Genomic DNA, 24789 nt, shown 5'->3' with positions numbered 1-24789 from the left:
ATGGCTGTCGTTCTCATCCCCGGCTTCATGCTCAACCGCGACCTTTGGTCGGACATTGCGCCGGCGCTTGTTCCCTTCGGACCGTTGATCCATTCCGATCCCGGAGCCGGAAATTCCATCGAAGACGTGGCGAGACTTACGCTGCAAGCAGCGTTCTCTTAGATTTCATGCGCGGACACGAGAGTTCGGACACACGCGTCGACAGACACTAAGTCCGCCGCAAGGCAGCCTTGTAGGAGCCAGCTCCACTCTCACGCCCTGTTCACAGCGCCCGTTCCAAAATCCGGCGATAGCCTTCTTGTGAAAGCATTTGCGGGCCGGTGGCCAATTCAACTGGTCAACGTTCGACCAAGGCCTCCATTTCATCGGGGACAAAAAAGGAGCGCGTCGCGCGGTGCGGCACGATGCCGAAAGCTCGCGCCAGAGCACGGATGACTGCCATACGGTAGTCAATCGTGACGGCTGCTCCCGGCGCGGCACCGTCAAACCCATGGTAGACACCGGGAACAACATGAAGCTCGACCGGGACCCCCGCATTGACCAGTCGCCGTGCATATTCCAGGTTCTCTTCGACGAAAAGATCGATCGAGCCAACCCAAATAAAGGCCGCGGGAAGCCCGGCAAGATCGCCGACGCGGCCTGGCACCGCCCCCGCCGGAGTTGAGGGACCTCCAGCCGGCATTCCGAGAAATGCAGACCAGCCCATGCGGTTGTACTTGGCTGTCCAGCAGAATGTGCCGATATGCCCCGGAACGTTTCGGCTGCTGCCGGTGCGGTCATCCAACATAGGGTAGGTCAGGCACTGGAAGAGGATCGGCACCTCGGCGCGATCGCGGGCCGCGATGGCAAGCATGGCGGCAAGGCCGCCGCCGGCGCTTTCGCCCTGGACCGCGATGCGGGTGGGATCGATGCCGAGTTGGTCGCAATGGGCATGGAGCCATTTCAGCGCCGCGTAACCATCCTCCAGCGCGCCGGGATAGGGCGTCTCCGGGGCAAGTCGGTAATCGACTGAAGCGATGACGCAATCGAGCGCCATGGCTTGGGCCTGCAGGACCGGCACATATTCCTCCGCGGTGCCCACGATGAATCCTCCGCCATGCATGTGGAGAATCGCCGGGCGGCGTCCATCCGAGTGGGAGTGGATCAAGAGAATTCGGACATCCGGTGCGCCTTCGTGACCCGGAACCATGTACTCGCTGACTTCGGGCTTCCGAGCGCGGGCGGGCACGTGTGACGTGTCCGCGGCCCAGGCCGACCGCAGGTCAGGAAGAACCTTTGCCAACACTTCGGGACTGATGCTCTCTTCGGCACCCGTCAGAAAATCCGGGTCCCGCGCCGTGAGCGCGCCAAGGGCCTCGCGGAGTTCCGGACGGACGAGAGTGAACGGATCCGGGCATGACGGCGCATGAATTCGGGAAGGCATTCCTGACACGTCCTGTCTGGCATGCTGTAAGAGGTATCGGGGCGGCAACGGTCTGCCGCCGCCCCGACCCGGCGCGGGAGTGGCAGTCGTCAATTTTTGCCAGCATAGTCAGCCATATTGGCCGGCGTCACGAGCTCGAACGGAATATAGGTCAGGCGCGGTACCTTTTCGCCTTTCGCCAGTTTCAGCGCGGTATCGAGTGCAGTCGTCCCGATGGCGCCACCGTTCTGAAATACGGTGACATCCAGATCGCCAGCTTCCATCGCGGACAATGCGTCCCTCGTCGCATCCACACCGACAACGACAACGTCCTTCATGTCGATGCCCACGGCCTTCATTGCCTGGATCGCGCCAATGGCCATCTCGTCATTGTTGCCGAAGACGAAATCGGGCTTCTCGCCGGTCGACAGCCAGTTCGTCATCAGATCCTGACCCTTGTCACGCGACCAGCTTCCCGTCTGCTCGTCGATGATGGTCATGAATTTGCACATGTCCATGGCGATGACGTCCTTGACATCCTTGGTGCGCTGCACGGCGGCGGCATGGGACAGATCGCCCATTAGAATGTAGCCCTTGGCGCCTTTGCTTTTGCCCTGCGCGCGCAAGATCTTGCAGGCCTCGAATGCGCCAAGGGTGCCGGACTCGATCTCGTTGGCCCCGACATAGGCTTCGCTATCAGGTAGCGCTTCAAGGTTGATCGGCTGGAGGTTCATGAATACCAGCGGAACATGCGCCGCAGCCGCGGCGTCCGTCAGAGATTGCGCAGCCGACGTGTCCACCAGCGTGACCATGATCCCGTCGACGCCGGAGGCGATGAAGTTGTTGATCTGGTCAAGCTGCTTGGCCACGTCGTTTTGTGCGTCCTCGAACTGCACATCCACACCACCAAGCGTCTCGGCATATGCCTGGATCTTGTTGCGCATGACCGTCTGGTAGTTGTCGTCGAATTTCGCGAGGCTCACACCAATCGTCTTTGCCCAAGCGGCCGTGGACATGAATGCGAGTACACTTGCGGCAATTGCGAGCCTTCTCATGGAAATTCCTCCCATTGGGGTGTCAGTCGACCTTTTGCTCCTGACCTGAGCGAAGCCGTGGTCCCGATACGAATCGTTGGCTGGTGCGACTGCTTTACGTTTGAATGACAACACGGCTTCCGCGTCGACAGCTGATGTATTTTCCATCAGGATGCCAGGCCTTTGCGTTGTGGGGCACCGTTGGGAGTGGTGAGGCGAGATGAATGAGGAATTGGTCTCGGCCAAGAAAATCAGGCGCGGACCCTCAGTGAGCGAGATCGCCAAGATTGCCGGGGTTGGAACCGCTACCGTCGATCGGGTGCTCAATGCGCGAGGACAGGTCGCACTCGGGACCCGCACCAGGATCCTGGAAGCGCTGGCTACTCTTCAGCAGCCGCACAGCGACAAGCGCAAGAGAATTGCGTTCATCTGCGAGTCCGGCGACAGCTTCAACCGGTCCCTAAGCGAGGCGATCGCGGCGGTGGCTTGGCGACGCCAGGACCTCGAATTGACGGTGTGCACCTTTTCGTCTTTTGACGTGCAGCTCATCCCATTCGCGCAGCGTATCGAGCGAGAGGCCGACTTGTCCGACGGGATCGTGATCGTGGCGCGCGAGGATCCGATCGTGACGCGTGCTGCCCGGGCGGTCATGCGGCGCAAAAAGCCCGTGGTGTGTCTGGCCACCGACCTTGCGCGCTCGTCCAGGCACGGTTTCGTCGGCAGCGACGAACGCAGCGCCGGCGCCGCGGCGGCTGGACTGATCGGACGACTGATAGTGAAGAGCGACGGGCGGGTCCTGTTCATCGCTTGCGGCACCTATCATGCCGCCAAGGACCGCGAGGAAGGATTCCGTTCCACGTTGGAGCAGGAGTTCCCAGATCTCAGGATCGTCCATAGGATCGACGTTAGAAACGAACCCGAACTGACCTATCAGGCGATCAGGAGGTTTGTTGCGGAACACGGGGTGCCGGATGGGATCTACAGTGTCGCAGGAGGAAACTCAGGTGTCGGCAAAGCCCTCGTCGAACTTGGGATCGGAAGCCTGGTCGTCTTCATCGGTCACGAGCTCAATGCAAATTCGCGTGCCCTCCTGCGGTCCGGCGTCATGGATTTTCTGATCGGGCGCGATCAGGAGCGCGAGGTGATGCTCAGCCTGGCGATGATCGAGGCGATCCTCGATGAGAGGCCGCATCACAATCGCGACGAGAACCAGGTGCGCATCATCTGCAAACACACCTGCGACTGAAATCGCACCCGCTCCTGCGGCTGTCCCGTTCACCGCCACGACGGGGGGCGAATTTCCTTCATTCCCGAACGCGAAGCTTGTCCAACGTTGCGGACGCGCGCGGACGCCAGCTTCGTAAGAAACAGCTCAAGCAGCGGGAGGACTCAGCCGCAAAGGCTGATAAAGATCATTGCAGCCTTGGGGACTGCCGTCAGCTATGTTTGCTTTCGGGAAGATCATAGTTCGCTTCGGACGGCGTGATTGAGGCGCGAAGCTGTCGTCCGCGTCGTGGAAAACGTTCGTCGGCTTCGGGTCAGACTTTGCCGTTCACCACCGGTCTTTGCAGCACCAAGACAGGTCCATCACGCCCAACACCGTAGAAAATACCGCAAGTCTTCTGAATGGAGGGAAAGGCGGTAGCGCCCTCCCGCTACCACTCTCAAAGTCCAACAATTCTCCGGTCCCTCATGACTTCCCGCAAGCCCGGCAGGGCCGGATGCCCTGGGGCAGCGACACGACTGGCAAGCGGTTCGGCAAGCGTTTCCATCCGCTCTCCCGTGAGTGCCAAAGGCCGCTCAGGAAATCGTTGCCTCGGAGTCAGACTTGGCGATGTCGACATCTTCGCGCAGGCCCATGGCTATACTCTTCTGCTTGTCAAGATCGATGCGGCGACGTGCGATCTCTTCAGCCGACAGGCGCGCGATGTTGCAATAGTCGAGCTTCCAGTCGGGATTGGAACTCCACGCGAGCGGCGACTGCACGGTGGTGCGCGAGGTCGGCGCTGTCTCCAGCACCTTGAGAGCAAGCTCCAAAGTGAAAGCCTGCGAGTTGGAATCCCTTGGCCGACCAGCCCCATTCCCGAGCGGGAAATCGGAGAACAATAGGCGCGGCACGCCGACGTATTCGACGATGTCCTTAGCGCAGCCCATCACCAGCGTAGCAATCCCGTTCTGCTCCAACATGCGGGCGGCGAGGCTGACACTCTGATGACACACCGGGCAGTTGGCCACCAATATGGCGACGTCCACACGATCTGCCTTGCAGCGAGTTAGAATGTCCGGGCAGTCGACTTCAAGTGTCACACGATGACTACGGTTTGTCGGCAGCCCGTGGAAGTGTGGGGCTATTGAGCCGATGCGGCCACGCAATGCCGCGTGTCGCAGTTCCGGCAGCGGAAAATACGTACCAGGGTCCTCGGCCGTCGTGTGCTTGCGGTCAATGGCGACGTGGGAGATGCGTAGGTCGTAGTCTTGTGAACTGTCGCCAGAGTATGCGCTGTAGAACTTCGCGGCAGCGTTGTATGGTGCGCCAGGGCCTTGATCCCCCTTGGCGGGTTGAAAGGGCGCCGCAGTCGTGATGATGGTAACCCGACATTGCGCGAGCGGCTTGACAAGCGGCTGGAATGGCACCTGCGCGTAGTGCGCCCACTCGTAGGGCGCACCGTACCCTAGCGCCACGTAGTATTCACGGGTCCTTTGCATGTAGGGGATCGGCGCATCATGAGCGGGTGCGAAGTCGAACCTATCGGCACGCTCGCGGGTCATCGCTGCTGACTCCTTTGGTGCTGGTCCGGCACACAACTGTATAGACACGGGCCGCAACAGCAACACCTTCAAGAGTTAGTGGCCGGCCCGGAAGTCCGCCATGTCCCGTGGCCCTATTCACAATGTCCGGAATTGGGCGCAAGGCTGCCTGTGGCCTTGGCAATTGCGATGTCTGCTTTTGGGATGCGGCTAAGTTGGTCCCTACGACCGAGATGCCGCGCGAAGCAGTCGTTCAAGATGGGTGGCCAGGAAAGGATTGGTACGGACTACCTGTCGCTCCAGTCTTGTCATGGCTAGCCGAGGCGTGCGACCAGGCGCCCACTTCCGAGCGGCTCACGATCACACTACCCGCCTTGATTTCGCGCTGCATGCGCTGTCCCAAAGTTTCAATATCGACCTCAGCGGCCGTCGCAACTCCCCGGCTCTGGATTTCCGGCAGCATCGTGACAATGAGTTCGGCGGTCTGGTGTGACCATTCGAATCCGCCCTTGGTTCCCCCAACAACCGCCTCCATGTGCATTGAGGGCGCGGGCAATCCAGCCGCACGGAATGCCGCATCGAGCTTGATACCCATATTCGTCTCGATACCGCTGCGCCGAAAGGTGTCGACGATCCAACGACAGAGAGGTCGTAGGTCGGCGCCGGCGGGCTGGATCGACAGCCATCCCAATCCGGCTCGTGGAAGACGATGGTCCCTCCAGGCCGGACATGACGAGCGACGCCACGCAGCATGGTGACAGGATCGGCTTGAAACATCAGAACGTAGCGGCCGATCACGGCGTCGAACGGTCGGTCGAACGAGAGTGCCGCGGGATCGCCTTCACGAAAGCTGACATTCTGGATCGGATGCTCCGCCGCGCGCCGCTCTGCCGCCGCAAGGGCCGCTGGGGCCCGATCTGCGCCGACGACCTGACCTTCGCTGCCAACCATCTCGGAAACCAGGAATGTAACGTCGCCCGCGCCACAGCCGACGTCGAGCACGCGCATCCCGGGACTCATGCCCGCAGAGAGCAAGATTCTTCGCGTGATCGGGTTAATGATGCCGGCCTGATGGCTGAGACGCCTAATCTCGCGATCGGAATGGACGAGAATATACGGGACGCGAACGTCGGCACGACCACCTGCGACTTCCATCGCCTGCCTCCCCTCATAAGATCGTTCCCCAAATAGGGACATCGCGTTCGTCAACGACTATGCGCCGATGCGGCAGCCAGTCAACGAGACTGGCTGCCGGGTAGTGTCTCAGTTTGAAATTTGACGCCGACCCGGTTGCGGTGGTCGGCCAAAGCCATCACATTGGCTCCAGAATGACGACCGTTGAAAACCTTGCGAATCTGGAACGCGAGTTCACGTCTGTGGATGGCTTTTTCATGAAGCTCCACCAGCGCGAATTTGATCCTCAAGCGGCAACGCGTTTTGTATCTCTGATGAAAACCCTAAGCCTCTCCAGTAACCACGAGGCCAACTATGGACTTCTCTGGTTTTTATGGGGAGCGCAGATTGATCTTGAAAACGCCGTCGCACACGGTATCGGCGGCGCGAAACTCACAGAACTGCGGGAGGGCCTGTTTCCAGAGTTCGCCCGCATATTTGACGCAGAGCTTCACGGTCTAGTGGAGCGGTTAAGGATGATAAATGCCAACCGGTCCTAAAGGCCAGGCGCCCCGCCGACGTAATCGGCAATGCTGTCCGCGTCATGCGCATTGCTACCGGCGATGAAGCCGACGACGTGCAGGACGACGGCAAGAACGCCGCCGCCAAAGAGCTTGGCTCTAAGGGTGGAAAGAAGCGCGCCGAGAACATGACGCCAGAGCGGCGCGCCGAGATCGCCAAGAAGGCGGCGGAAAAGCGGTGGGCGAAAGACTAGTTCAGTGTGTCTGCTGAGCCTGTTTGGAGGCCACAAGCCGCTTGCGCTGCCGCTTCACGAAATCTTCCAAGGCCTCAAGCAGAACATCGTCAACCTCCCCGCTGGCGACAAGCTTGAGATACGAGACACTACCGGCTGCCGACCTCATTGCGAATGTCGCTTCAGGGTCAAATCGCGTCTTGCGACGCTCGCAACTGAACGGCGGCAAAAGGGTTGAACTCGGTCGTGTAGAGATTTGGGTTGGAGGCGAGAGCGCCTGGCCATGAGGTCCCGAACTGTGAACCAGGTGTCGGGTCGGGCGCGCCTCATAGGGGCCCATAGCCCGCCACCGACAATCCCGGGGGGCGGAGTGACCGCCACGATCAGAGGGACGACAACGACGCCGCTGGGCGGTCAAAGAATCATGGTGCAGCGCAACAAAGATGTTGCGTTGCACACAAACTTCCGTTAGGTAATGCTAATACAAATGCGAAGGCTTCTAAAAAGTCGCCCCCAAACGAAGGATGGAACGATGTCCAAGACCACTGAAAAGACCGCTGAACTTATCGAAAACGCGTACCCCGCTTTTGATGCCTCCAAGGCCATCGAGCAGGTTAGCGCTTTCACGGAAAAGGGCGTCGAGCAGTCGAAAGAAGTTCTCGCCAAATTCAAGGCGGATTCGGAGATGACCCAGAAGGCTCTCGAGACGAGCTTCGCATCCGCCAAAGCCGCTTCCAGCAACTTGTCGCTGAAGACAATTGCCGTTCTGCGCGCCAACACCGAAGCCGCCTTCTCGCATTTCGAAGCCCTAATTGCCGTAAAGTCGCCTTCCGAATTCGTTGAACTGCAGACCGCGTTCGTCCGTAAGCAGGTTGAAAGTGCCGTCGAGCAGACCAGGGAACTTCAGGCCGTCACGACCAAAGCCGTCGAGGACGTATCCAAGCCGATCAAGTCCGCCTTCGAGAAGGCGGTCAAGGACCTCAAGGTCGCCTAGCTTTTTCTGGGGCGGATAGAGCGGGGCGGGTGTCACGGCTCTCCACTGGGAGAGCCGTGACTACTTATGCACTTGCCAGTCCTCTTCCTTCAATTCGGCTTCGTCCTTCAACTTCGGCCAGTCCGCGCCGTGCTTGCGGAGAAGGCGGCGCGCCTGATTGGGCGACAAGGCCGCAACTTCAATGAGGTGCTGAACCTCTAGTTGCTGGCCCTTTGCTGCCGGGCTCGCGCCGCTTGATTTCTTGACGGCCATTTCTGCGTCCTTCCCCGGTGTATCAACCAGATGAACGAGCACCGGTCCCAAAACGGTGATGGCCTTCGTTGCCGAAACTGTCGTCGGCGCGACGGCGGGCGCGGTGCCGCCGGTGGCCGACTACTTCCGCCGGATCCGCGACATCTGCGACCGCTACGGTGTTCTTCTGATCCTCGATGAGGTGATGTGCGGCATGGGCCGCACCGGAACGCTTCATGCCTGCGAGCCGGAGGGCATTGCTCCCGACCTGATGACGATCGCCAAAGGGCTCGGCGGCGGCTACCCAGCCAATCGGCGCGGTTCTGCTCAACCAGAAAATATTCGATGCGTTTTCAGGCGGCTCGGGTCTTTTCCAGCATGGTCACACCTATATCTGCCACCTGATGGCCTGCGCGGCGGCGCTTGCTGTTCAGGAGGTCATCGCCCGCGACAGGCTTCTCGACAATGTCAGAGCCATGGGCGTGCATCTGTCGCGTCGGCTTGGTGAGCGTTTCGACAACCATCCCAATGTCGGCGACATTCGCGGGCTCGGCCTGTTCATGGGCGTGGAACCGGTGGAGGATCGCTCGACCAAGGTGCCCTTCGACCCCAAACGGAAGCTGCATGCGCGGATCAAGAAGGAAGCCATGGCGCGCGGCCTCCTGATCTATCCAATGGGCGGCACGATCGATGGGATCAATGGTGACCACGTGCTTCTGGCTCCGCCGTTCATTTGCGACGTACCGGCTATTGACGCGATCGTGGAACGGCTCGGCGATGCCATCGAGGCGTATTGCGAACATCACCAAACTAGACCGGAACTGCGTGAAGGCAGCGAGTCAGATCATCACCGTCAGGCGAAGTTCGCGCACCCCGTGGCCAAGGTCCACTTGGGGCCAGTTCACAACTATGCAGGCGGGGTGCCTTAACGTCCGCTTCCGACTATTTGGGCCTTAAAAGGTGCCGGTCCGACGACCTCGCGTCGATGATCAGCTGGTGGCTTAGCTCGTCACCGAGATGACAGCCTTCGTCGACTCGATAGGAAGCTGGCGATGGCGCCATTTGGCAGCGTGAGGCATCGTCTCGCGGTGCTGAAGTCAAAAGCCAATTGTGAACCACGGATTGGCGTCGTCGTATCCGAGACGCGGCTTTGCCGTGCCATTGTCCGGCGACGTGGCAGTTCCGGTCGAACTGCAGTCCAGCTCTGGAACAGGCTTCTTGGCCGAATGTTTGGAAGAGCATAAGGAAGCAGCGTCACTGACCGCCACCTTCTTCTCCTTGGCAACAGCGACACTGGTCGCGGCAAACACGATAGCCGCGCAAAATATAGCCACTCTCATAGGATTCCCCTTCGTCACGCGTTGCAGACGCGAGCACATGACGCTACGTCATTTTAATATTAGCAACAACAAATATAGGACGGTCCCATCTCATTCAAAAGTGGTAGCTTGCAACTCGCTGGCGGCCCCGCAATCAGTTTGGGCAAGACGCGCAGCGGCGCACGTCGACCGGGAATTTAGACCTGGTGACGGTCAGGTCCATGGCCGGGTATGGTCGACAAGGGCACGGCAGAACTGGTGAGCAAACACCGTGCGCCGCGAGGCGCCAAACCACTTGTGTGAGGGCCCGAGGCAATTGCGCTCGTCATCGGAGTTAGGCTTCGGCGGTAGCGGACGGGATTTCACATTGATTTGATTGGCTTTTTCGTGGGCCAAAATCATCAATATTCCCGCGATGTTCCGCACGGTCTCACGGCCTATGCCGACCATGGTGCCGGATTCTTTCACCCAAAGGCCTGGCTGGCCAATGCGTAGGTGACGACTGGCAACTTTCCGGGATCTTGCCCTCCCGCGACCGCCCATGGCTGGCCAAGCCACATGCTGGTCACCGTGTCATAGACCGGCAAGCCTGACCGCGCTACGAACTCCGGGAACGGGCCCGTCTCCTGCCGCGTGTCGAGGCGCAGAAACCGCCCGGCATGCTCCGCGATATGCGGCGCCGTGACGGCAATCGCATCGTCGTCCGTCTCAGCCACCACCGGCCCGACAACATGCCCGCGTCCGAAAGGACGACAAAGAGCGAAAGCCTGGATGCGGCCTTCGCGCAGGAGCGCCACGCCCTTCGAAACATCCAACAGCCGCGCCAGCAGCGCGGAACGATCAGCGCCGTAGGCGCTGCGATCGAGTTCGACGAGCCGGGCCAGATCGGAATGCTCGACGTTGCGCAGGATCGCTCCGTCGGGCAGCGATGCGATCGCGGGCATCAGCGCTTCGCCCTGGCACTGGTAGACGAGCCGCGCGGGAGCAAAACCAAGAGACAGATAGAGCCGGCGCGCGGCTCTCGTGGCGTTGAGCCCAAGGCTGCGAGAGCCGATCCGCGCCAATACGTTGTTCATGATCCAACCGCCGGCACCATGAGCCTGCAGGCGGGGCGAGGTGATCATCATGCCGACAGTGGCGAAACCAGCGCCGAAGGGAAACCACATGGCCGTGCCGACGACGCGCCCGATTTCGTCCTGGGCAGCGATCCCCTCGCCCGCTTCCAGCAACATCTGCCAGTCCTCGGCCCGATGCGGCCAGCCGACGCTGATCGATAGCGCATGCAGCTTTTCGAGCTCAACGCCGGCGATGTCGCCGACCTTCAACTCGAAGGAACTGAGCCGAATGGATTCCGCTGCCTTCAATGACGCCTCTCGGGGCAAATTTGATGGACCTGACTTCCTCTCGTCAAGCATAGCCATCTAAATCACAGAATCCGCTTCAGATGAGGCTGTATTCGAAACTTTTCACTGTAGATCAACGGCTTTCCGCATCCAGGGCCTCGAGCGCGTCCCTATGGTGAGCGGAAGGCTCCCGGAAAGCGCCGACACCCCGCCAGTTTGCAGCACGAGGATCCGCAATGTCTCCCTTCGTCCGACACCGCGAGATAGCGACATGACGGCCGAGGAAATCCTTGCCCGGCTTGTTGCCTTTGCCTCGGTCGTCGGCCAGCCCAACCAAGCGATCGTCGAGTGGATCGCCAACTATGCCGAAGGCTGCGGCGCGAAGGTCACGATCCTCCCCGGGCCGGAGGGCGACCGGGCGAACCTGTTCGCCACGATCGGCCCGGCAGAGGTGCCGGGGTTCATCTTGTCCGGTCACATGGATGTGGTCCCGGCCGGCGAGCCGGGCTGGACAACCAATCCGTTCACGCTGCGCACCGAGGGCGAGCGGCTCTACGGACGCGGTACAAGCGACATGAAAGGCTTCCTGGCCTGCGTGCTGGCCGCCCTGCCGGCGCTGGCCGCCCGTCCTCTTGTCCGACCCATCCACCTCGCTTTCTCCTATGACGAGGAAGCTGGCTGTCGCGGCGTGCGCCATCTGATCGACGCCCTGCCTCAGCTCTGCACGAAGCCGCAAGGCTGCATCGTCGGCGAGCCGAGTGGCATGCGCGCAATCCGTGCCCACAAGGGCAAGGCTGCGGCTCGGATCGAAATTCGCGGCCGTTCGGGCCACTCCTCGAGGCCCGATCAGGGGCTGAACGCGATCCACGCCATGGCTGCGGTCCTGACCGAAGCCGTGCAGAGCGCCGAGGCGCTCAAGGCCGGACCTTTGGACGCGAGCTTCGCGCCTCCCTATTCCTCGCTCCAGATCGGCGTAATTGGCGGCGGACAGGCGCTGAACATCATTCCGGACTTCTGCGTCGCCGAAATCGAGGCGCGGGCCATTGCCGGTGTCTCGCCCGCCGCATTGCTGGCTCCCATTCAAGCAGCCGCGGCAGCGCTCACCGCCCAAGGGTTTGATGTCAGCTGGGACCTTCTGAGCGAATATCCGGCGCTCTCGCTCGCCACCGGAGCGCCGCTTGCCAGCCTGCTGCGGGACCTGACCGGGCACGAGCCGCTTGCCGCGGTCAGCTATGGCACCGAGGCGGGGCTGTATCAGGCTGCGGGAGTCGAGGCGATCATCTGCGGGCCGGGCGACATCGCACGCGCGCACCGCCCGGACGAATATATCGAGATCGGCGAGATGGCTGCCTGCCTGCGGATGATCGAAGATCTGGGCGAGCAGCTTCGCTCCTGAAACCTGCTGCCCGGCCGCGGTGAATTTCGGCGTGATCTGCCGTCAGGCCAAGCGGCTTCAACGCATCCTGCGGCGCGCGGCGGGCCAAGCTCAATCATTGCCTTGCCTTGGAGACCTGAATGGCCTTCCTGATCAATTCCGATCCCGAGCGGGTCCGGATCTTCGCCGACGAATTCGCCCGGGAATTGCCGGCGCTGCGTTTTGCCGCCGACCCTGCGGCGATCGACAAGACCGAGGTGCGCTATCTCCTGACCTGGTCGGCGCCAGAGAATCTCGGCAGTTTTCCCAATCTGGAAGTGCTGTTCTCGATGGGTGCCGGCGTGGATCAGTTCCGCGCCGACCTCCTGCCCGCGAAAGTTAGGCTGGTGCGGATGGTCGAGGAAGGCATCATCCGCATGATGCAGGAATACGCCGCCCTCGCCGTGCTGGCGCTCCATCGCGACTTGCCGGTCTATCTTGCCCAGCAGGCACGCAGCGACTGGCAGCCTCGCCCGGCCGTGCAGGCAACGGAGCGGCGTGTGGGTGTCCTCGGCCTTGGCATGCTGGCATCGGCCGTGCTCGATCGGCTGCGGCCCTTCGGCTTTGCCCTGTCGGGCTGGAGCCGGTCGGCGCGCGACATCCCCGGCGTGCGCTGCCATAGCGGCCAATCGGGGCTGAAAACGTTCCTCTCGCAGACCGACATTCTGATCTGCCTGCTGCCGCTGACCTCGGAGACACGCGGCTTCCTCGATGCCGGCCTGTTCGCCAGCCTGCCCGCCGGGGCGAGTCTCGTGCATGTCGGGCGCGGGCCGCAGCTCGACCACGCAGCGCTGCTGGCCGCGCTGGACAGCGATCATCTTGCCGGCGCAGTGATCGACGTGACCGATCCCGAGCCGCTGCCGGCGGACCATCCGTTCTGGCGCCATCCCAAGATCCTGCTCACCCCGCATGTGGCCAGTGTCACGCAACCTCAGACGGCGGCGAAAGCGGTGGTCGCCAACATTCGCCGGCATGAAGCCGGACTTGACCCCGTCGGTCTCGTCGACCGCAACCGGGGCTACTGACCCTCGCGCCAGAAAGGCAATCCATGTCCCTGCTCAAGACCATCGATCCGAAGCCGCAAGGCGCGCCCCGGGAATCGAAAGCCCTGCCCGATCGCCTGATCTCCGGCGATCCCTCTTTCAAGACCTGGGCACAGGACACCGCACGCGACGGCACGATCCACACCGGCATCTGGGAGGCGACCCCGGGCGAGACGCGTTCCATCAAGGGAACGAGCTTCGAATTTTGCCACATCCTCGAAGGCGTGATCGAGCTGACCGATGACGGCGGCGAGACCGTCACCTACCGTGCTGGCGACAGCTTCGTCATGAAACCGGGTTTTACCGGGATATGGCGGACGATCGAGACCGTGCGCAAGATCTACGTCACCGTGACGGACTGATCTCTCGGATCGCCCCGCGAACCTGCCTCGAGAGTGGTCCGAACCTCCGAAGATTGCGCTGAAAATCGGCATCAAACAGGATATTCCATTGCAGGCCTCGTCGCAGTCGATGCAAACTGTGGGTCGATGCCGGCTAGAGTTGCCCTGTCCTCACGACAAGGCGCCACCATGTCCCTCAGCTTCGATCCCGACGTACTTGCGCTGCCGCAGGGCCACTTCATCGGCGGACGGTTCATCCCCGCCGCCGGCGTCCTGCCGATGCATCGCCCGTCGGACGGCGCGGCCTATGCGGACTGTCCGGTGGCCGATGTTGAATTGGTCGACCAGGCCGTCAACGCAGCCAAGCACGCACTCAAGGACAGCGGCTGGGCAGGCCTGCGCCCGCGCGAACGCACCCGCGCCCTGCAGCGCTGGGCCGACCTGATCGAGGCAGAGGCGGAGACGCTGGCCCGGCTGGAGGCCGTCGCCTCCACCCGGCCCGTCGGCCAGTTGATCGACGGCGATATCGCGATCACGGCCGAGCAGATCCGCTTTTTCGCCGAGTTCGCCGACAAGGAAGGCGGCGACCTGGTGCCGACCGCCGACGCCAGCCTGGGAATGATCCTTACCGAGCCCTACGGCGTCGTCGGCGCGATCACGCCGTGGAACTTCCCGCTTTCGATGGCCGGCTGGAAGCTGGCGCCGGCACTGGCCGCGGGCAATGCCGTGGTGCTGAAGCCCTCGGAGATGACCCCATTCTCGGCGCTCTACATAGCCGAACTCTCGGTCCGGGCCGGCCTGCCGGTTGGGCTCATCAACATCGTTCTGGGAGACGGCCCGACCACCGGCAACGCGATCACCGGCCATCCGGAGATCGGCAAGATCAGCTTTACCGGATCGACCGCCGCCGGCGCCGCGATCATGCAGAACATAGCCCGTACTGGCATCAAGCCGATGACCCTGGAATTAGGCGGCAAGAGCCCGCAGCTGGTCTTTGCCGATGCCGACCTTGATCTCGCGGCGGCGGCCGTCGCGCAAGGCATTCTGTCGAACGCCGGCCAGGCCTGTGTCGCAGGTTCGCGGTTGATCGTGGCCGAGGCAATAGCGGAGCCGCTGGCAAAGGCCATCGCCGCGCACATGGCGGCGATCCGCCCCGGCCCGACCTGGGACGAGGCGACGCGCTATTCGCCCATCATCTCGGAGCGCCAGCTCGGCCGGATCGACGCCATCGTCCAGGCCGCCATCAATGCCGGCGCCGAATGTCTGGTTGGCGGCAAGCGGCTCGACCGCGAGGGCTATTTCTACGCGCCGACGCTGATTAGCGGTGTCAGCCAGTCCTCACCGGCGGTGATCGAAGAGATATTCGGGCCGGTGTTGACCATGCAAACCTTCGTCGAGGAAGAGGAGGCGCTGGCGCTGGCCGACCACGAGACCTATGGGCTCGCAGCCGGTGTCTTCACCCGCGATCTATCCCGCGCCATCCGGGTGACTAAGCGTCTCCAGGCCGGCACCATCTGGGTCAACCGCTACAACCGATCCCGCGACCACATCCTGCCGACCGGCGGCTACAAACGGTCCGGCATCGGCAAGGACCTTGGCCGCGAGGCCTATCTGGCGAACCGCAAAAGCAAAAGCGTGCTGATCGACCTTTGAGATCGAGGGACGGGATATGAAGAGCTATTCCATTGCGCTGATCCCCGGTGACGGCATCGGCAAGAGCGTCACCGAAGCGGCGTGGCAGGTGCTGGAGGCCGCGGCCGGCAGCTCCGGCTTCGCGCTACAGGGCCAGCACTTCCCCTGGTCCTGCGCCTACTACAAGGAAACCGGCCGGATGATGCCGGAAGACGCGATCGAGACCTTGCGCGGCTTCGACGCAATCCTGCTCGGCGCGGTCGGCTGGCCGGCGGAAGTACCGGACGCGGTGTCGCTGCACGGACTGCTTCTGCCGATCCGCAAGGCGTTCGTGCAATACGCCAACATCCGGCCGCACCGGTTGCTGCCCGGGGTCGAGGGGCCGCTGAAGGCCGCCAGCTTCGACATACTCTGCGTCCGTGAAAACACCGAGGGCGAATATTCCGGCGCCGGCGGCCGCGTGCACCAGGGAACCGGCGACGAAGTCGCGGTCGAGACCTCGATCTTCACACGCAAGGGCGTCGAGCGGATCCTGCGCTTTGGCTTCGAGCAGGCGCGGTTGAGGAAAGGAAAACTCGCTTCGGTCACCAAGTCGAACGCACAGAAATACTCGATGGTGTTCTGGGACGAGGTGACGGCGCGCCTTGCCCCTGAATATCCCGACGTCCACGTCACCAGCTACCATATCGATGCCATGGCCGCGCGGATGGTGATGGCGCCCGACAGCCTCGATGTCGTTGTCGCTTCCAACCTGTTCGGCGACATCCTCACCGATCTGGGCGCGGCGATCCAGGGTGGCCTCGGCTTCGCCGCCTCCGCAAACATCAACCCGGATCGCAGCGCGCCTTCGATGTTCGAACCGGTTCACGGCTCGGCCCCCGATATCGCCCATCTCGGCATCGCCAACCCGATCGCGGCAATCTGGTCTGGGGCGATGATGCTCGGCCATCTGGGCGAACACGGCGCGGCGGCAAAGGTCATGGCTGCGATCGAAGCCGCGACTGCGCGCGGCATCGGCACGCGGCCGGGCCAGGACCGGACGGAGACGATCACCACGGCCGTGCTGGCCGCGCTTGCCTGAGCCGGGAGGGAACGACATGAAGGAATTGAAGGACAAGGGGCTGTTCCGGCAGCAATGCCTGATCGCCGGGGCGTGGCAAGACGCGGCCTCGGGCGCCAGCGTCGACGTGAGCGATCCCGCCACCCAGGCAGTGATCGGCTCGGTCCCTGATGTCAGTGGGGCTGAAACCCGTGCGGCGATCGAAGCAGCGCAGGCGGCCTTCGGTCCCTGGCGTGCGAAGACCCATGCCGAACGCGCCGCGCTGTTGGAAGCATGGCACGGTCTTATGATCGAGCATGTGCAGGATCTCGCCCGCATCCTGACGCTGGAGCAAGGCAAGCCGCTGGCCGAGGCAGCAGGCGAAATCCGTTACGGCGCTTCCTTCGTCAAATGGTTCGCTGAGGAGGCGCGGCGGATCGGCGGCACCACCATTCCCTCGCCGACGCCGGATCGGCGCATCGTGGTGCTGAAGGAGCCGGTCGGCGTCTGCGCCATCATCACGCCATGGAACTTCCCCAATGCCATGATCACCCGCAAGGTTGCCCCTGCCCTGGCAGCGGGCTGCACCGTGGTGGTCAAGCCATCGGAATTCACTCCGTTCTCGGCGCTGGCGCTCGGCGTCCTGGCGGAGCGCGCCGGCATTCCCGCCGGCGTCATCAACATCGTCACCGGCATGCCGGCGGACATCGGCACCGAACTGATGGCCAACGAAACGGTGCGCAAGATCTCCTTCACCGGCTCGACCCGCGTCGGATCGTTGCTGATGCGCGGCGCAGCCGACAGCATCAAGCGCCTCAGCCTCGAACTCGGCGGCAACGCGCCGTTCATCGTCTTCGACGACGCCGATCTCGACCTCGCCATCGAGGGTGCCATCGTGTCGAAGTTCCGTAATGGCGGGCAGACCTGCGTCTGCTCCAACCGCATCCTCGTGCAGGCTGGCGTCTACGACGCCTTCTCCGACAAGCTCGCCGCGCGGGTATCGGCGATGAGGGTGGGGCCAGGCACCGAACCCGGCGTCGAGATCGGACCGATGATCAACGCCGCGGCAATCGACAAGATCGACCGGCATGTCAGCGACGCGCTGGCCAAAGGCGCCCGCGTGCTGTCGACGACCCCCGCGATGCCTGAGGGCAGGCAATATGCGACGCCGATGGTGCTGGGCGATGCGACGCCAGACATGCTTCTGGCCGGCGAGGAAACGTTTGGCCCGGTCGCGCCGCTGTTCCGCTTCCAAACCGAGGCCGAGGCCATCACGCTTGCCAACGGCACTCCCTACGGTCTCGCCGCCTATTTCTACACTGAGAGCCTGAAGCGGTCATGGCGGGTGGCGGAGGCGCTGGAATTTGGAATGGTGGGGCTGAACACCGGCGCGATTTCCACCGAGGTCGCACCCTTTGGCGGCGTCAAGCAGTCGGGGCTCGGGCGCGAAGGCGCACAATGCGGCATCGAGGAATATCTGGAAATGAAGACCTTCCACATCGGCGGGCTGGGCTAGAGCAATTCCAGGAAAAGTGTGAAACGGTTTTCCGTGCGGAATTGCGTCAAGACGAAGAGATAGAGCGGTTCGCTGTTTCCGTGAAACGGCGAACGCTCTAGGTCGGCTGCCGACCGCTACTGTAAGCGGTCGAGGGCCTTGTAGTAGAGCCCGACGATCGGCAGGAACCAGGGCTTGCCGAAGTGACCGGGGACCGCAGGCCAGGCAAGACCCGCCACCGGGTTGCGATCGGCCTTTCCCAGGATGGCGTCGGCCATGATGATCCCCATATGGGTAGACATCTGCGCGCCATGGCCGGAATAGCCCATGGCAAACCAGAGACCATCGGCGAAGCCGGCGCGCGGGAACCGGTCCTTTGTCAGGTCGACCAGCCCACCCCAGCAATAATCGATCTCAATCTTGGCCAGATGCGGGAAGATCTGCGCCAGGCTGGCGCGCAGGATCGCGCCGCTCTTCTCGTCCGACCTATGGTCGGAAGTGGCTGAAAATCGCGCCCGCCCACCGAAGATCAGGCGGTTGTCCGGCGACAGGCGAAAGTAGTTGCCGATATTCATCGAGGTGACGAAAGTCCGGTTGCCCGGCACCGTTGCCGCGATCTCAGCCGGAGAAAGCGGCCTTGTGGCGATAATGAAACTGCCGACCGGCACGATGCGGCGACGGAAATAGCCAAAGGCACTGGTGGTATAGGCGCCGGTCGCCAACAGCACATTGTCGGCGCTGATGATGCCGGCGGGCGTCGTCAGTTCATGCCCGCCCGCGCCCGATCGGTGACCGGTGACCGGCGTGTTCTCGAAGATCGTTGCGCCATGCCGCACCGCGGCTCCAGCGATGCCCGAGACGAACCGCCCCATATGCATCATCGCACTCTTCTTCGACAGCATCGCGCCATGGAAGGCCGTAGAGCCGATCTCGCTTTTCAGGTCCGCCGCCGTCAGCAGTTCGGTGTCAGGATCGACCTCGCGGTTGACGGCCTCGAAATTGCGGGCGATCGCCTCGAAATGCGCCGGCTTGGAGGCGAGCTTCAGCTTGCCCGCGCGGCGGAAGTCGCAATCGATCCCCTCCTCCGCGACGATGCGCTCGATCGTATCGACGGAATCGTCGAAGGCGCAGTAGAGCGCCACGGCGCGCTCGGTTCCGAGTTCGGACTTCGCGGCGAGGAAACTATGGGCGAGGCCGTTGTTGAGATGACCGCCGTTGCGGCCCGAGGCACCGCAGCCGACACGGCCCGCCTCCAGCACGACCACCTTGGCGCCTGCCTTGGCCAGATGCCGCGCTGCCGCCAGGCCGGTGAAGCCGCCGCCGATGACGGCCACGTCATAGCGGCCCTCGGCCGATTCTTCGGCCGCTCCACCGAAGACCGGGGCGGTGTCGTGCCAGTAGGACTCGAACTTCATCCTGGAAACCCCGTCAGAGCCCGACAACGCCGGGCAGGCCCGAAATGTCCGTGATCTCGGTATATTCATAGTAGGGGTTGGCGGGCTCGTGGCCGCGATTGACCCAGACCTTGTGCTTGATGCCCAGATCATAAGCCGACATCAGGTCGTAGCGGAACGAAGAGGAGCAGTGCAGCACGTCCTGCGGACCGCAGCCCAGCATGTCGAACATGTATTCGAAGGCCTGGAAGCGTGGCTTGTAGGCATTGGCCTGCTGGGCGGTGTAGACGGCGTGGAAGGGCGCACCGAGCTTTTCCACATTCGACATGATCTGCTCGTTCATCGCGTTTGACAGGATGACCAGCGGGATTTCCTTGGCGACCTTTGCCAGACCGGCCGGCACGTCCGGATGCGGGCCCCAGCTGGGCACCGTGTCGTAGATGGCGCGCGCGTCCTCGGCGCGGAAGGTGACGCCATTCCGGCGGCAGGTGCGCTCGACGGCGTTGTGAAGGACTTCGTTGTAGGGCTTCCAGTCGCCCAAGATTTCGTCGAGCCGGAAGGCGGCGAAATTCTTGATGAACTGCGCCATTCCCGGCGCGTCGAGCTGAGCTCCGTAGATCTTCTGAGCGGCCTCGGCCATCTGGAAATGGGTGAGCGTGCCATAGCAGTCGAAGGTGATGTATTTGGGCCGGAACTGTGACATGTCGCGATAAGTCCTTCCGTATTGCCGTGCGGGCCAGATTGCCGTGCGGGCCTGTGCGTCATCATAGGCAGAGACATCCCCGTTCGATCACCGCAATTGCAGCCATTGAAAGCAGAAAGTTCCGTATCGTTGCCGCCATGGCGGAAAGTTGTGCCGTCTTCACCACCCCTGGGGATCGGACAAGCGTTGCGGTCGTCGACCTGCGGCAGAAGATGCGGCGAACACCGTAACGGACGGCGGAAGATACCGCGCCCTCCACGTCGTCGGGACGATCTTCTTTGCCGTCGGGTCTATCACAGGGGCAACGAACCATCGGGAATGAGGCCATGCAGACAGACGAAATCACACTGGTGGCTTTTGCCCCTGAGCATCTCGACAGCGCGGTGGCCCTGTCGTCCCAGGCGGGCTGGCCGCACAGGCGGGAGGATTGGGCGATGATGCTGGCGCTCAGCACCGGCATCGTCGCGCTGGAAGGTGAGCGGGTCGTGGGAACCACGCTGGTCACGCGCTATGGCGATGCGGCCGCCACCATCAACATGGTGATTGTCGACGCGGCGATGCGCGGCCGGGGGATCGGGCGCAAGCTGATGGATTTCGCCCTGCAGCAGAGTGAAGGCCGCGAATGCCGGCTGATGGCGACACGGGAAGGCCTGCCGCTTTACGAAAAGCTCGGCTTCCGGGCGACGGGCCAGATCGTGCAGCATCAGGGCATGCCCGGCGAAGCCCTCGCCGGCAAAGATGTCGAGTGGGCGACGGCGGACGATGTCGCCGCGCTCGTGGAGCTGGACCACTCTGCCTGCGGTATGGATCGCGGCGGTCTGATCAGGTTGCTGTTCGAACAGGCGCGCCTCGCCGTTCTGCGCCAGGGTGGAAAGCCAGTCGGGTTTGCGGCGCTGCGCGTCTTCGGCCGGGGCAAGGTCGCGGGGCCGGTGGTAGCCGAGACGACCGACGACGCCCGAAGCCTGCTCTCGTTCCTCTTTGAGGCCAGCCCCGGCGCCCTGGTGCGCGTCGATACATCAGAGAGTTCGGGCCTGTCGCCGTGGCTTGCCGCCCAGGGCCTGGCCAGTGTCGGCGGCGGCGTCGCCATGCGCAGGGGCGGCAGCACCGCCGCCCGCCCGGCGCCGCGCGTCCAGACCTTTGCCCTGGCCAGTCAGGCCCTTGGCTGAACCCGGAGGAAGACATGCTGAGCAATTCCCTGATCGAACTCGACCGCGCCCATCTGGTGCATCCGGTCGCCTCCTATCGCTGCCATGAAAGGGCCGGCGTGCGTGTGCTGAAATCCGCCACCGGCGCCACCGTCACCGATGCGACCGGTCATCAGATGATCGACGGTTTTGCCGGCCTGTGGTGCGTCAACGCCGGCTATGGCCAGGAAAGCATCGTCGAAGCGGCGACCCGGCAGCTGCGCGAACTGCCTTACGCTACCGGCTATTTCGGCCTCGGCTCCGAACCCGCCATCCGGCTGGCGGCGGAACTTGCCGAGCGAGCGCCGGGCGACCTCAATCACGTCTACTTCACGCTAGGCGGCTCCGATGCCGTCGATAGCACGATCCGTTTCATCCATTACTACCAGAATGCCCGGGGCATGCCGGGGAAGAACCAGTTCATATCGATCGAACAGGGCTACCATGGCTCGTCGACGGTGGGTGCCGGTCTCACCGCCCTGCCCGCCTTCCATGCCGGCTTCGGCGTGCCGCTGGACTGGCAGCACAAAATTCCGTCGCACTATGCCTATCGCAATCCGGCGGGAAACGATCCGCAGGCGATCATCGCCGCCTCGGTCGCCGCACTGCGCAACAAGGTGGAAGAGCTCGGCCAGGATCGCGTGGCCGCCTTCTATGCCGAGCCGATCCAGGGATCGGGCGGCGTGCTGGTGCCGCCGCCGGGCTGGATGAAGGCGATGCGCGACCTGTGCAGCAAACTGGACATCCTGTTCGTCGCCGACGAGGTCATCACCGGCTTCGGCCGCACCGGTCCGTTGTTTGCCTGTTCCGAGGACGACATCGTCCCGGACCTGATGACCACCGCCAAGGGCCTGACCTCGGGCTATGCGCCGATGGGCGCGGTTTTCATGTCCGACCATGTCTATGACACGATCGCGGACGGCGCGGGCGAAACCGCCGTCGGCCACGGCTATACCTATTCCGCGCACCCGGTCAGTGCAGCTGTCGGCCTCGAGGTTCTGCGGCTCTATGAAGGCGGCCTGCTGGACAACGGCCGCAAGGCGGGAGCCCAGCTGATTTCTGGCCTCGAAAGCCTCGCCGATCATCCACTAGTCGGCGACGTACGCGGCCGCGGCATGCTGGCGGCGATCGAGCTGGTCGTCGACAAGCAACGCAAGACCCCGCTGCCGCCGGCGGCCAGTCCGTCGCGCCGGATATTCGACCGCGCCTGGGACAACGGGCTTATCATCCGGGCTTTCGGCAATGGCGTGCTGGGCTTTGCCCCTCCGCTCTGCTGCACGGAGGCCGAGATCGATGCCATCGTCGAGCGCACGCGGATGACTCTCGACCAGACGTTGGAAGACCCGGACGTCCGCGCCGCCATGGCGTAAACCCGAGAGGTACGCGCTATAGCGGGAACAGGCTCTTGAGCGGCATGTAATTCTTGACGATCGGCGACTTCAGCACGACGAAGCTGAAGTATTTGTCGATGCCGATATCCATGTCGGTAAGCCGTTCCATGATCGCCTGATATTCGGCGATTCCCGCAGTGACGAATTTCAAGAGATAGTCATAGCCGCCGGAAACGAGGTGGCATTCGACCACCGAATCCACCTTTTCAACGGCGGCGAGGAACCGCGCGAAGTCGATCTGGCGATGGTTCCTCAGCGTGACTTCGGTGAAGACGGTGAGTGTCTGTCCCAGTTTGGCGATGTCTATCTGGGCGGAATAGCGGACGATATAGCCTTCGGCCTGCAGCTTCTTCACCCGCATCAGGCAGGGGCTGGGCGAGAGATTGACCAGCTCCGCCAGTTCCACATTGGTGATGCGGCCGTTCTTCTGCAGTTCGTAGAGGATCTTGATGTCGATCCGGTCGAGTTTCATGCAGGGTCCAAGGCAAAGGCTCGGCACAGCGCCGGCGGATCTGATCGAAGCATATTATGCCGAAGCCAAGCAGGAGCAAGGACAAACGGCTGCCGCCGCTTCCGGCAATTCCAGGAAACCTGCACCCAAACGCACGTTTGAACAGTTCGTACGGTGTCCTGAGGTCTTCATTCTATGCATTTTGTCGGGCTGCCGCGTGCTATTGCTCGATATGCGCTAGCAGAATCCCCCGTCGGCAGAGCCCCTGGCCAAAGGAAATGCTGCTGCCTGCCGATCTGTGGCAATCGTACTCCGGCGCGGAGCGGTAGAGTGGTCGCCGCTGCCGGAGATTTCACATGCCTGCCCCGCTTCTGCATATCGAAACGACGCCTGCCTTGCCGGCAACGGCCGATGTGGTGGTGATCGGCGGCGGCATCGTCGGCGCCTTCGCGGCATATTACCTGGCCCGGCGCGGCATGCGGGTGGCCTTGCTGGAAAAGGGCCGGATCGGCGCCGAACAGTCCAGCCGCAACTGGGGTTGGTGCCGGCAGCAGAACCGCGACGCCCGGGAACTGCCGATGGCCACGGCAAGCCTGGCGCTCTGGGATCGGCTCGCCGCCGAAACCGGCGAGGAGGCGGGTTTTCGCCGCTGCGGACTGCTCTATCTCAGCAACAACGAGGCCGAGATCGAAGGCTGGGCCCGCTGGCGCGACTTCGCACGTGGCGCCGGCGTGACCACTTGTATGCTCAGCCCCAACGAGGCGAACGAGCACGGAAAAGCCACCGGCCAACGCTGGAAGGGCGGTGTCTTTTCGCCCTCCGACGGAACAGCCGACCCGTCCCGCGCAGCACCCGTGGTGGCGCGCGGCATCCTGAAGGCCGGCGGCAGCGTCCACCAGATGTGCGCCGCGCGCGGCATCGAGACCGAAGCGGGCCGCGTCAGCGCCGTGGTCACCGAAGCGGGCACGATCCGTACCGGAACCGTGGTGCTGTCGGCGGGCGCGTGGGCCTCTTCGTTCTGCCGCCAGCTCGGCATACGCTTTCCACAGGCGTCCGTCCGTTCCTCTATCCTCTCACTTGCGCCTGGACCGTCGGGGCTGCCGGATGCGCTGCACACCGCCGATATCTCCGTAACCCGGCGCGGGGACGGCGGCCATACCTTGGCCATCAGCGGCCGCGGCAGCCTCGATCCGACGCCGCAGCAGCTGCGTTTCGCCCGTGAATTCATGCCCATGTTCGCCCGCCGCTGGCGCAGCCTCGCACCCGGTACCTTGCAGGCATGGCGGGCCGCACATGAGACGCTGGCGCGCTGGCGGCTCGACGCGCCGACGCCGATGGAGCGCAACCGCATTCTCGACCCGAGCCCGAACCAGCGGCTGATCCAGGAGACCTACCGGCGCGCCTGCCAGTTGCTGCCGGCGCTGCAAAATGTGCCAGTCGCGGCCAGTTGGGCCGGCTATATCGACAGCACGCCGGACGGCGTTCCTGCCATCGGTGAGGTCGAGGGGCTTCCTGGCTTCATCCTGGCAGCAGGCTTCAGCGGCCACGGCTTCGGCATAGGCCCTGGCGCGGGCCACCTGATCGCCGATCTCGTAACCGGCGCGCCCCCTCTGGTGGATCCCATACCCTATCGTCCGGAACGGTTCGAAGCATCCGCCTGGGGCAAGGTGGCTGAGTTCTAGGGCGGTTCATCGTTTCAGGGAAACGCAGAACCGCTCTATCTCCTCGTTTTGACGCAATTCCGGACGGACGGACCGTTTCGCA

Annotated in this window: 23 protein-coding genes and 2 pseudogenes; 15 read left to right on the top strand and 10 right to left on the bottom strand. The window is 63.0% G+C overall.

Features of this window, described 5'->3' with window-relative positions; all coding sequences use genetic code 11:
• Positions 1 to 162: a hypothetical protein gene (locus AC1D10_RS06990; protein ID WP_477270026.1), complete on the top strand. Its 162-nt coding sequence runs from the start codon at positions 1 to 3 to the stop codon at positions 160 to 162.
• A gap of 175 nt (positions 163 to 337) precedes the next feature.
• Here AC1D10_RS06990 and AC1D10_RS06985 read toward each other — a convergent pair whose 3' ends face one another.
• Positions 338 to 1423, bottom strand: a complete 1086-nt coding sequence (locus tag AC1D10_RS06985) for an alpha/beta hydrolase (RefSeq protein ID WP_477270024.1) — start codon at positions 1421 to 1423, stop codon at positions 338 to 340.
• Positions 1424 to 1512: 89 nt separating this feature from the next.
• Positions 1513 to 2457, bottom strand: coding sequence for a sugar ABC transporter substrate-binding protein (locus AC1D10_RS06980; RefSeq protein ID WP_477270935.1), 945 nt, complete (start codon positions 2455 to 2457; stop codon positions 1513 to 1515).
• A gap of 199 nt (positions 2458 to 2656) precedes the next feature.
• On the opposite strand from AC1D10_RS06980, the gene AC1D10_RS06975 reads away from it, so the two are divergent.
• Positions 2657 to 3682 (top strand): LacI family DNA-binding transcriptional regulator, encoded by a 1026-nt coding sequence (locus AC1D10_RS06975; RefSeq protein ID WP_477270022.1) that lies wholly within the window; start codon positions 2657 to 2659, stop codon positions 3680 to 3682.
• A gap of 554 nt (positions 3683 to 4236) precedes the next feature.
• Here AC1D10_RS06975 and AC1D10_RS06970 read toward each other — a convergent pair.
• From AC1D10_RS06970 to AC1D10_RS06960, 3 genes and pseudogenes are all read right to left on the bottom strand, one after another.
• Positions 4237 to 5205 (bottom strand): glycine reductase, encoded by a 969-nt coding sequence (locus tag AC1D10_RS06970; RefSeq protein ID WP_477270020.1) that lies wholly within the window; start codon positions 5203 to 5205, stop codon positions 4237 to 4239.
• Positions 5206 to 5437: 232 nt separating this feature from the next.
• Positions 5438 to 5779: a hypothetical protein gene (locus AC1D10_RS06965; RefSeq protein ID WP_477270979.1), complete on the bottom strand. Its 342-nt coding sequence runs from the start codon at positions 5777 to 5779 to the stop codon at positions 5438 to 5440.
• Positions 5780 to 5934: 155 nt separating this feature from the next.
• Positions 5935 to 6192 (bottom strand): annotated as a pseudogene (locus AC1D10_RS06960) (methyltransferase domain-containing protein); the annotation flags it as partial.
• Between the two features lie 260 nt (positions 6193 to 6452).
• On the opposite strand from AC1D10_RS06960, the gene AC1D10_RS06955 reads away from it, so the two are divergent.
• The 3 genes from AC1D10_RS06955 to AC1D10_RS06945 all read left to right on the top strand — a co-directional run bounded on the left by AC1D10_RS06955 (position 6453) and on the right by AC1D10_RS06945 (position 8045).
• Positions 6453 to 6857 (top strand): hypothetical protein, encoded by a 405-nt coding sequence (locus tag AC1D10_RS06955; RefSeq protein ID WP_477270018.1) that lies wholly within the window; start codon positions 6453 to 6455, stop codon positions 6855 to 6857.
• A gap of 44 nt (positions 6858 to 6901) precedes the next feature.
• Positions 6902 to 7072: an RNA-binding protein gene (locus AC1D10_RS06950; protein ID WP_477270016.1), complete on the top strand. Its 171-nt coding sequence runs from the start codon at positions 6902 to 6904 to the stop codon at positions 7070 to 7072.
• Between the two features lie 511 nt (positions 7073 to 7583).
• Positions 7584 to 8045, top strand: a complete 462-nt coding sequence (locus tag AC1D10_RS06945) for a phasin (RefSeq protein ID WP_477270015.1) — start codon at positions 7584 to 7586, stop codon at positions 8043 to 8045.
• Positions 8046 to 8105: 60 nt separating this feature from the next.
• On the opposite strand, the gene AC1D10_RS06940 is transcribed toward AC1D10_RS06945, so the two are convergent.
• Positions 8106 to 8297 carry a hypothetical protein gene (locus AC1D10_RS06940; protein ID WP_477270014.1) on the bottom strand — a complete coding sequence of 64 codons (192 nt, stop codon included), beginning with the start codon at positions 8295 to 8297 and terminating at the stop codon, positions 8106 to 8108.
• Between the two features lie 43 nt (positions 8298 to 8340).
• On the opposite strand from AC1D10_RS06940, the pseudogene AC1D10_RS06935 reads away from it, so the two are divergent.
• Positions 8341 to 9067: pseudogene (locus AC1D10_RS06935) on the top strand (aminotransferase class III-fold pyridoxal phosphate-dependent enzyme); the annotation flags it as partial.
• A 992-nt stretch (positions 9068 to 10059) separates the two neighbouring features.
• On the opposite strand, the gene AC1D10_RS06930 reads toward AC1D10_RS06935, so the two are convergent.
• A complete protein-coding gene (locus AC1D10_RS06930; protein WP_477270933.1) occupies positions 10060 to 11010 on the bottom strand; it encodes a GNAT family N-acetyltransferase in 951 nt (316 codons plus the stop codon).
• Positions 11011 to 11209: 199 nt separating this feature from the next.
• Between AC1D10_RS06930 and argE the strand changes: the two genes are divergently transcribed.
• The 6 genes from argE to AC1D10_RS06900 all read left to right on the top strand — a co-directional run bounded on the left by argE (position 11210) and on the right by AC1D10_RS06900 (position 17923).
• On the top strand, positions 11210 to 12334 hold the full coding sequence (gene argE / locus AC1D10_RS06925; RefSeq protein WP_477270012.1) for an acetylornithine deacetylase: 1125 nt from the start codon (positions 11210 to 11212) through the stop codon (positions 12332 to 12334).
• 119 nt (positions 12335 to 12453) lie between these two features.
• Positions 12454 to 13377: a 2-hydroxyacid dehydrogenase gene (locus AC1D10_RS06920; protein WP_477270010.1), complete on the top strand. Its 924-nt coding sequence runs from the start codon at positions 12454 to 12456 to the stop codon at positions 13375 to 13377.
• A gap of 23 nt (positions 13378 to 13400) precedes the next feature.
• The gene (locus AC1D10_RS06915; RefSeq protein WP_477270008.1) at positions 13401 to 13757 is read left to right on the top strand and encodes a cupin domain-containing protein; all 357 of its coding nucleotides are present in this window, start codon (positions 13401 to 13403) and stop codon (positions 13755 to 13757) included.
• A 168-nt stretch (positions 13758 to 13925) separates the two neighbouring features.
• On the top strand, positions 13926 to 15389 hold the full coding sequence (locus AC1D10_RS06910) for an aldehyde dehydrogenase family protein (RefSeq protein ID WP_477270006.1): 1464 nt from the start codon (positions 13926 to 13928) through the stop codon (positions 15387 to 15389).
• Between the two features lie 16 nt (positions 15390 to 15405).
• Positions 15406 to 16449: a tartrate dehydrogenase gene (locus AC1D10_RS06905; protein ID WP_477270004.1), complete on the top strand. Its 1044-nt coding sequence runs from the start codon at positions 15406 to 15408 to the stop codon at positions 16447 to 16449.
• Between the two features lie 16 nt (positions 16450 to 16465).
• Positions 16466 to 17923, top strand: a complete 1458-nt coding sequence (locus AC1D10_RS06900; protein ID WP_477270002.1) for an NAD-dependent succinate-semialdehyde dehydrogenase — start codon at positions 16466 to 16468, stop codon at positions 17921 to 17923.
• A gap of 116 nt (positions 17924 to 18039) precedes the next feature.
• On the opposite strand, the gene AC1D10_RS06895 is transcribed toward AC1D10_RS06900, so the two are convergent.
• Positions 18040 to 19317 carry an NAD(P)/FAD-dependent oxidoreductase gene (locus AC1D10_RS06895; protein WP_477270000.1) on the bottom strand — a complete coding sequence of 426 codons (1278 nt, stop codon included), beginning with the start codon at positions 19315 to 19317 and terminating at the stop codon, positions 18040 to 18042.
• A gap of 13 nt (positions 19318 to 19330) precedes the next feature.
• Positions 19331 to 19999 (bottom strand): haloacid dehalogenase type II, encoded by a 669-nt coding sequence (locus AC1D10_RS06890; protein WP_477269998.1) that lies wholly within the window; start codon positions 19997 to 19999, stop codon positions 19331 to 19333.
• A 326-nt stretch (positions 20000 to 20325) separates the two neighbouring features.
• On the opposite strand from AC1D10_RS06890, the gene AC1D10_RS06885 reads away from it, so the two are divergent.
• Together AC1D10_RS06885 and AC1D10_RS06880 are read left to right on the top strand one after the other, a co-directional pair.
• Positions 20326 to 21165 (top strand): GNAT family N-acetyltransferase, encoded by an 840-nt coding sequence (locus AC1D10_RS06885; RefSeq protein WP_477269996.1) that lies wholly within the window; start codon positions 20326 to 20328, stop codon positions 21163 to 21165.
• A gap of 14 nt (positions 21166 to 21179) precedes the next feature.
• Positions 21180 to 22553, top strand: coding sequence for an aminotransferase class III-fold pyridoxal phosphate-dependent enzyme (locus tag AC1D10_RS06880; RefSeq protein WP_477269994.1), 1374 nt, complete (start codon positions 21180 to 21182; stop codon positions 22551 to 22553).
• A gap of 16 nt (positions 22554 to 22569) precedes the next feature.
• Here the strand turns inward: AC1D10_RS06880 and AC1D10_RS06875 are convergent, their stop codons facing one another.
• Positions 22570 to 23046 (bottom strand): Lrp/AsnC family transcriptional regulator, encoded by a 477-nt coding sequence (locus AC1D10_RS06875; RefSeq protein ID WP_111548027.1) that lies wholly within the window; start codon positions 23044 to 23046, stop codon positions 22570 to 22572.
• A 335-nt stretch (positions 23047 to 23381) separates the two neighbouring features.
• Here AC1D10_RS06875 and AC1D10_RS06870 point away from each other — a divergent pair, with 335 nt between their 5' ends.
• Positions 23382 to 24707, top strand: coding sequence for an NAD(P)/FAD-dependent oxidoreductase (locus AC1D10_RS06870; protein WP_477269991.1), 1326 nt, complete (start codon positions 23382 to 23384; stop codon positions 24705 to 24707).
• Positions 24708 to 24789 lie beyond the last annotated feature (82 nt).

Source organism: Mesorhizobium sp. P2_A8, from assembly GCF_056404935.1.
This window is presented reverse-complemented; position numbering and strand designations above follow the sequence as displayed.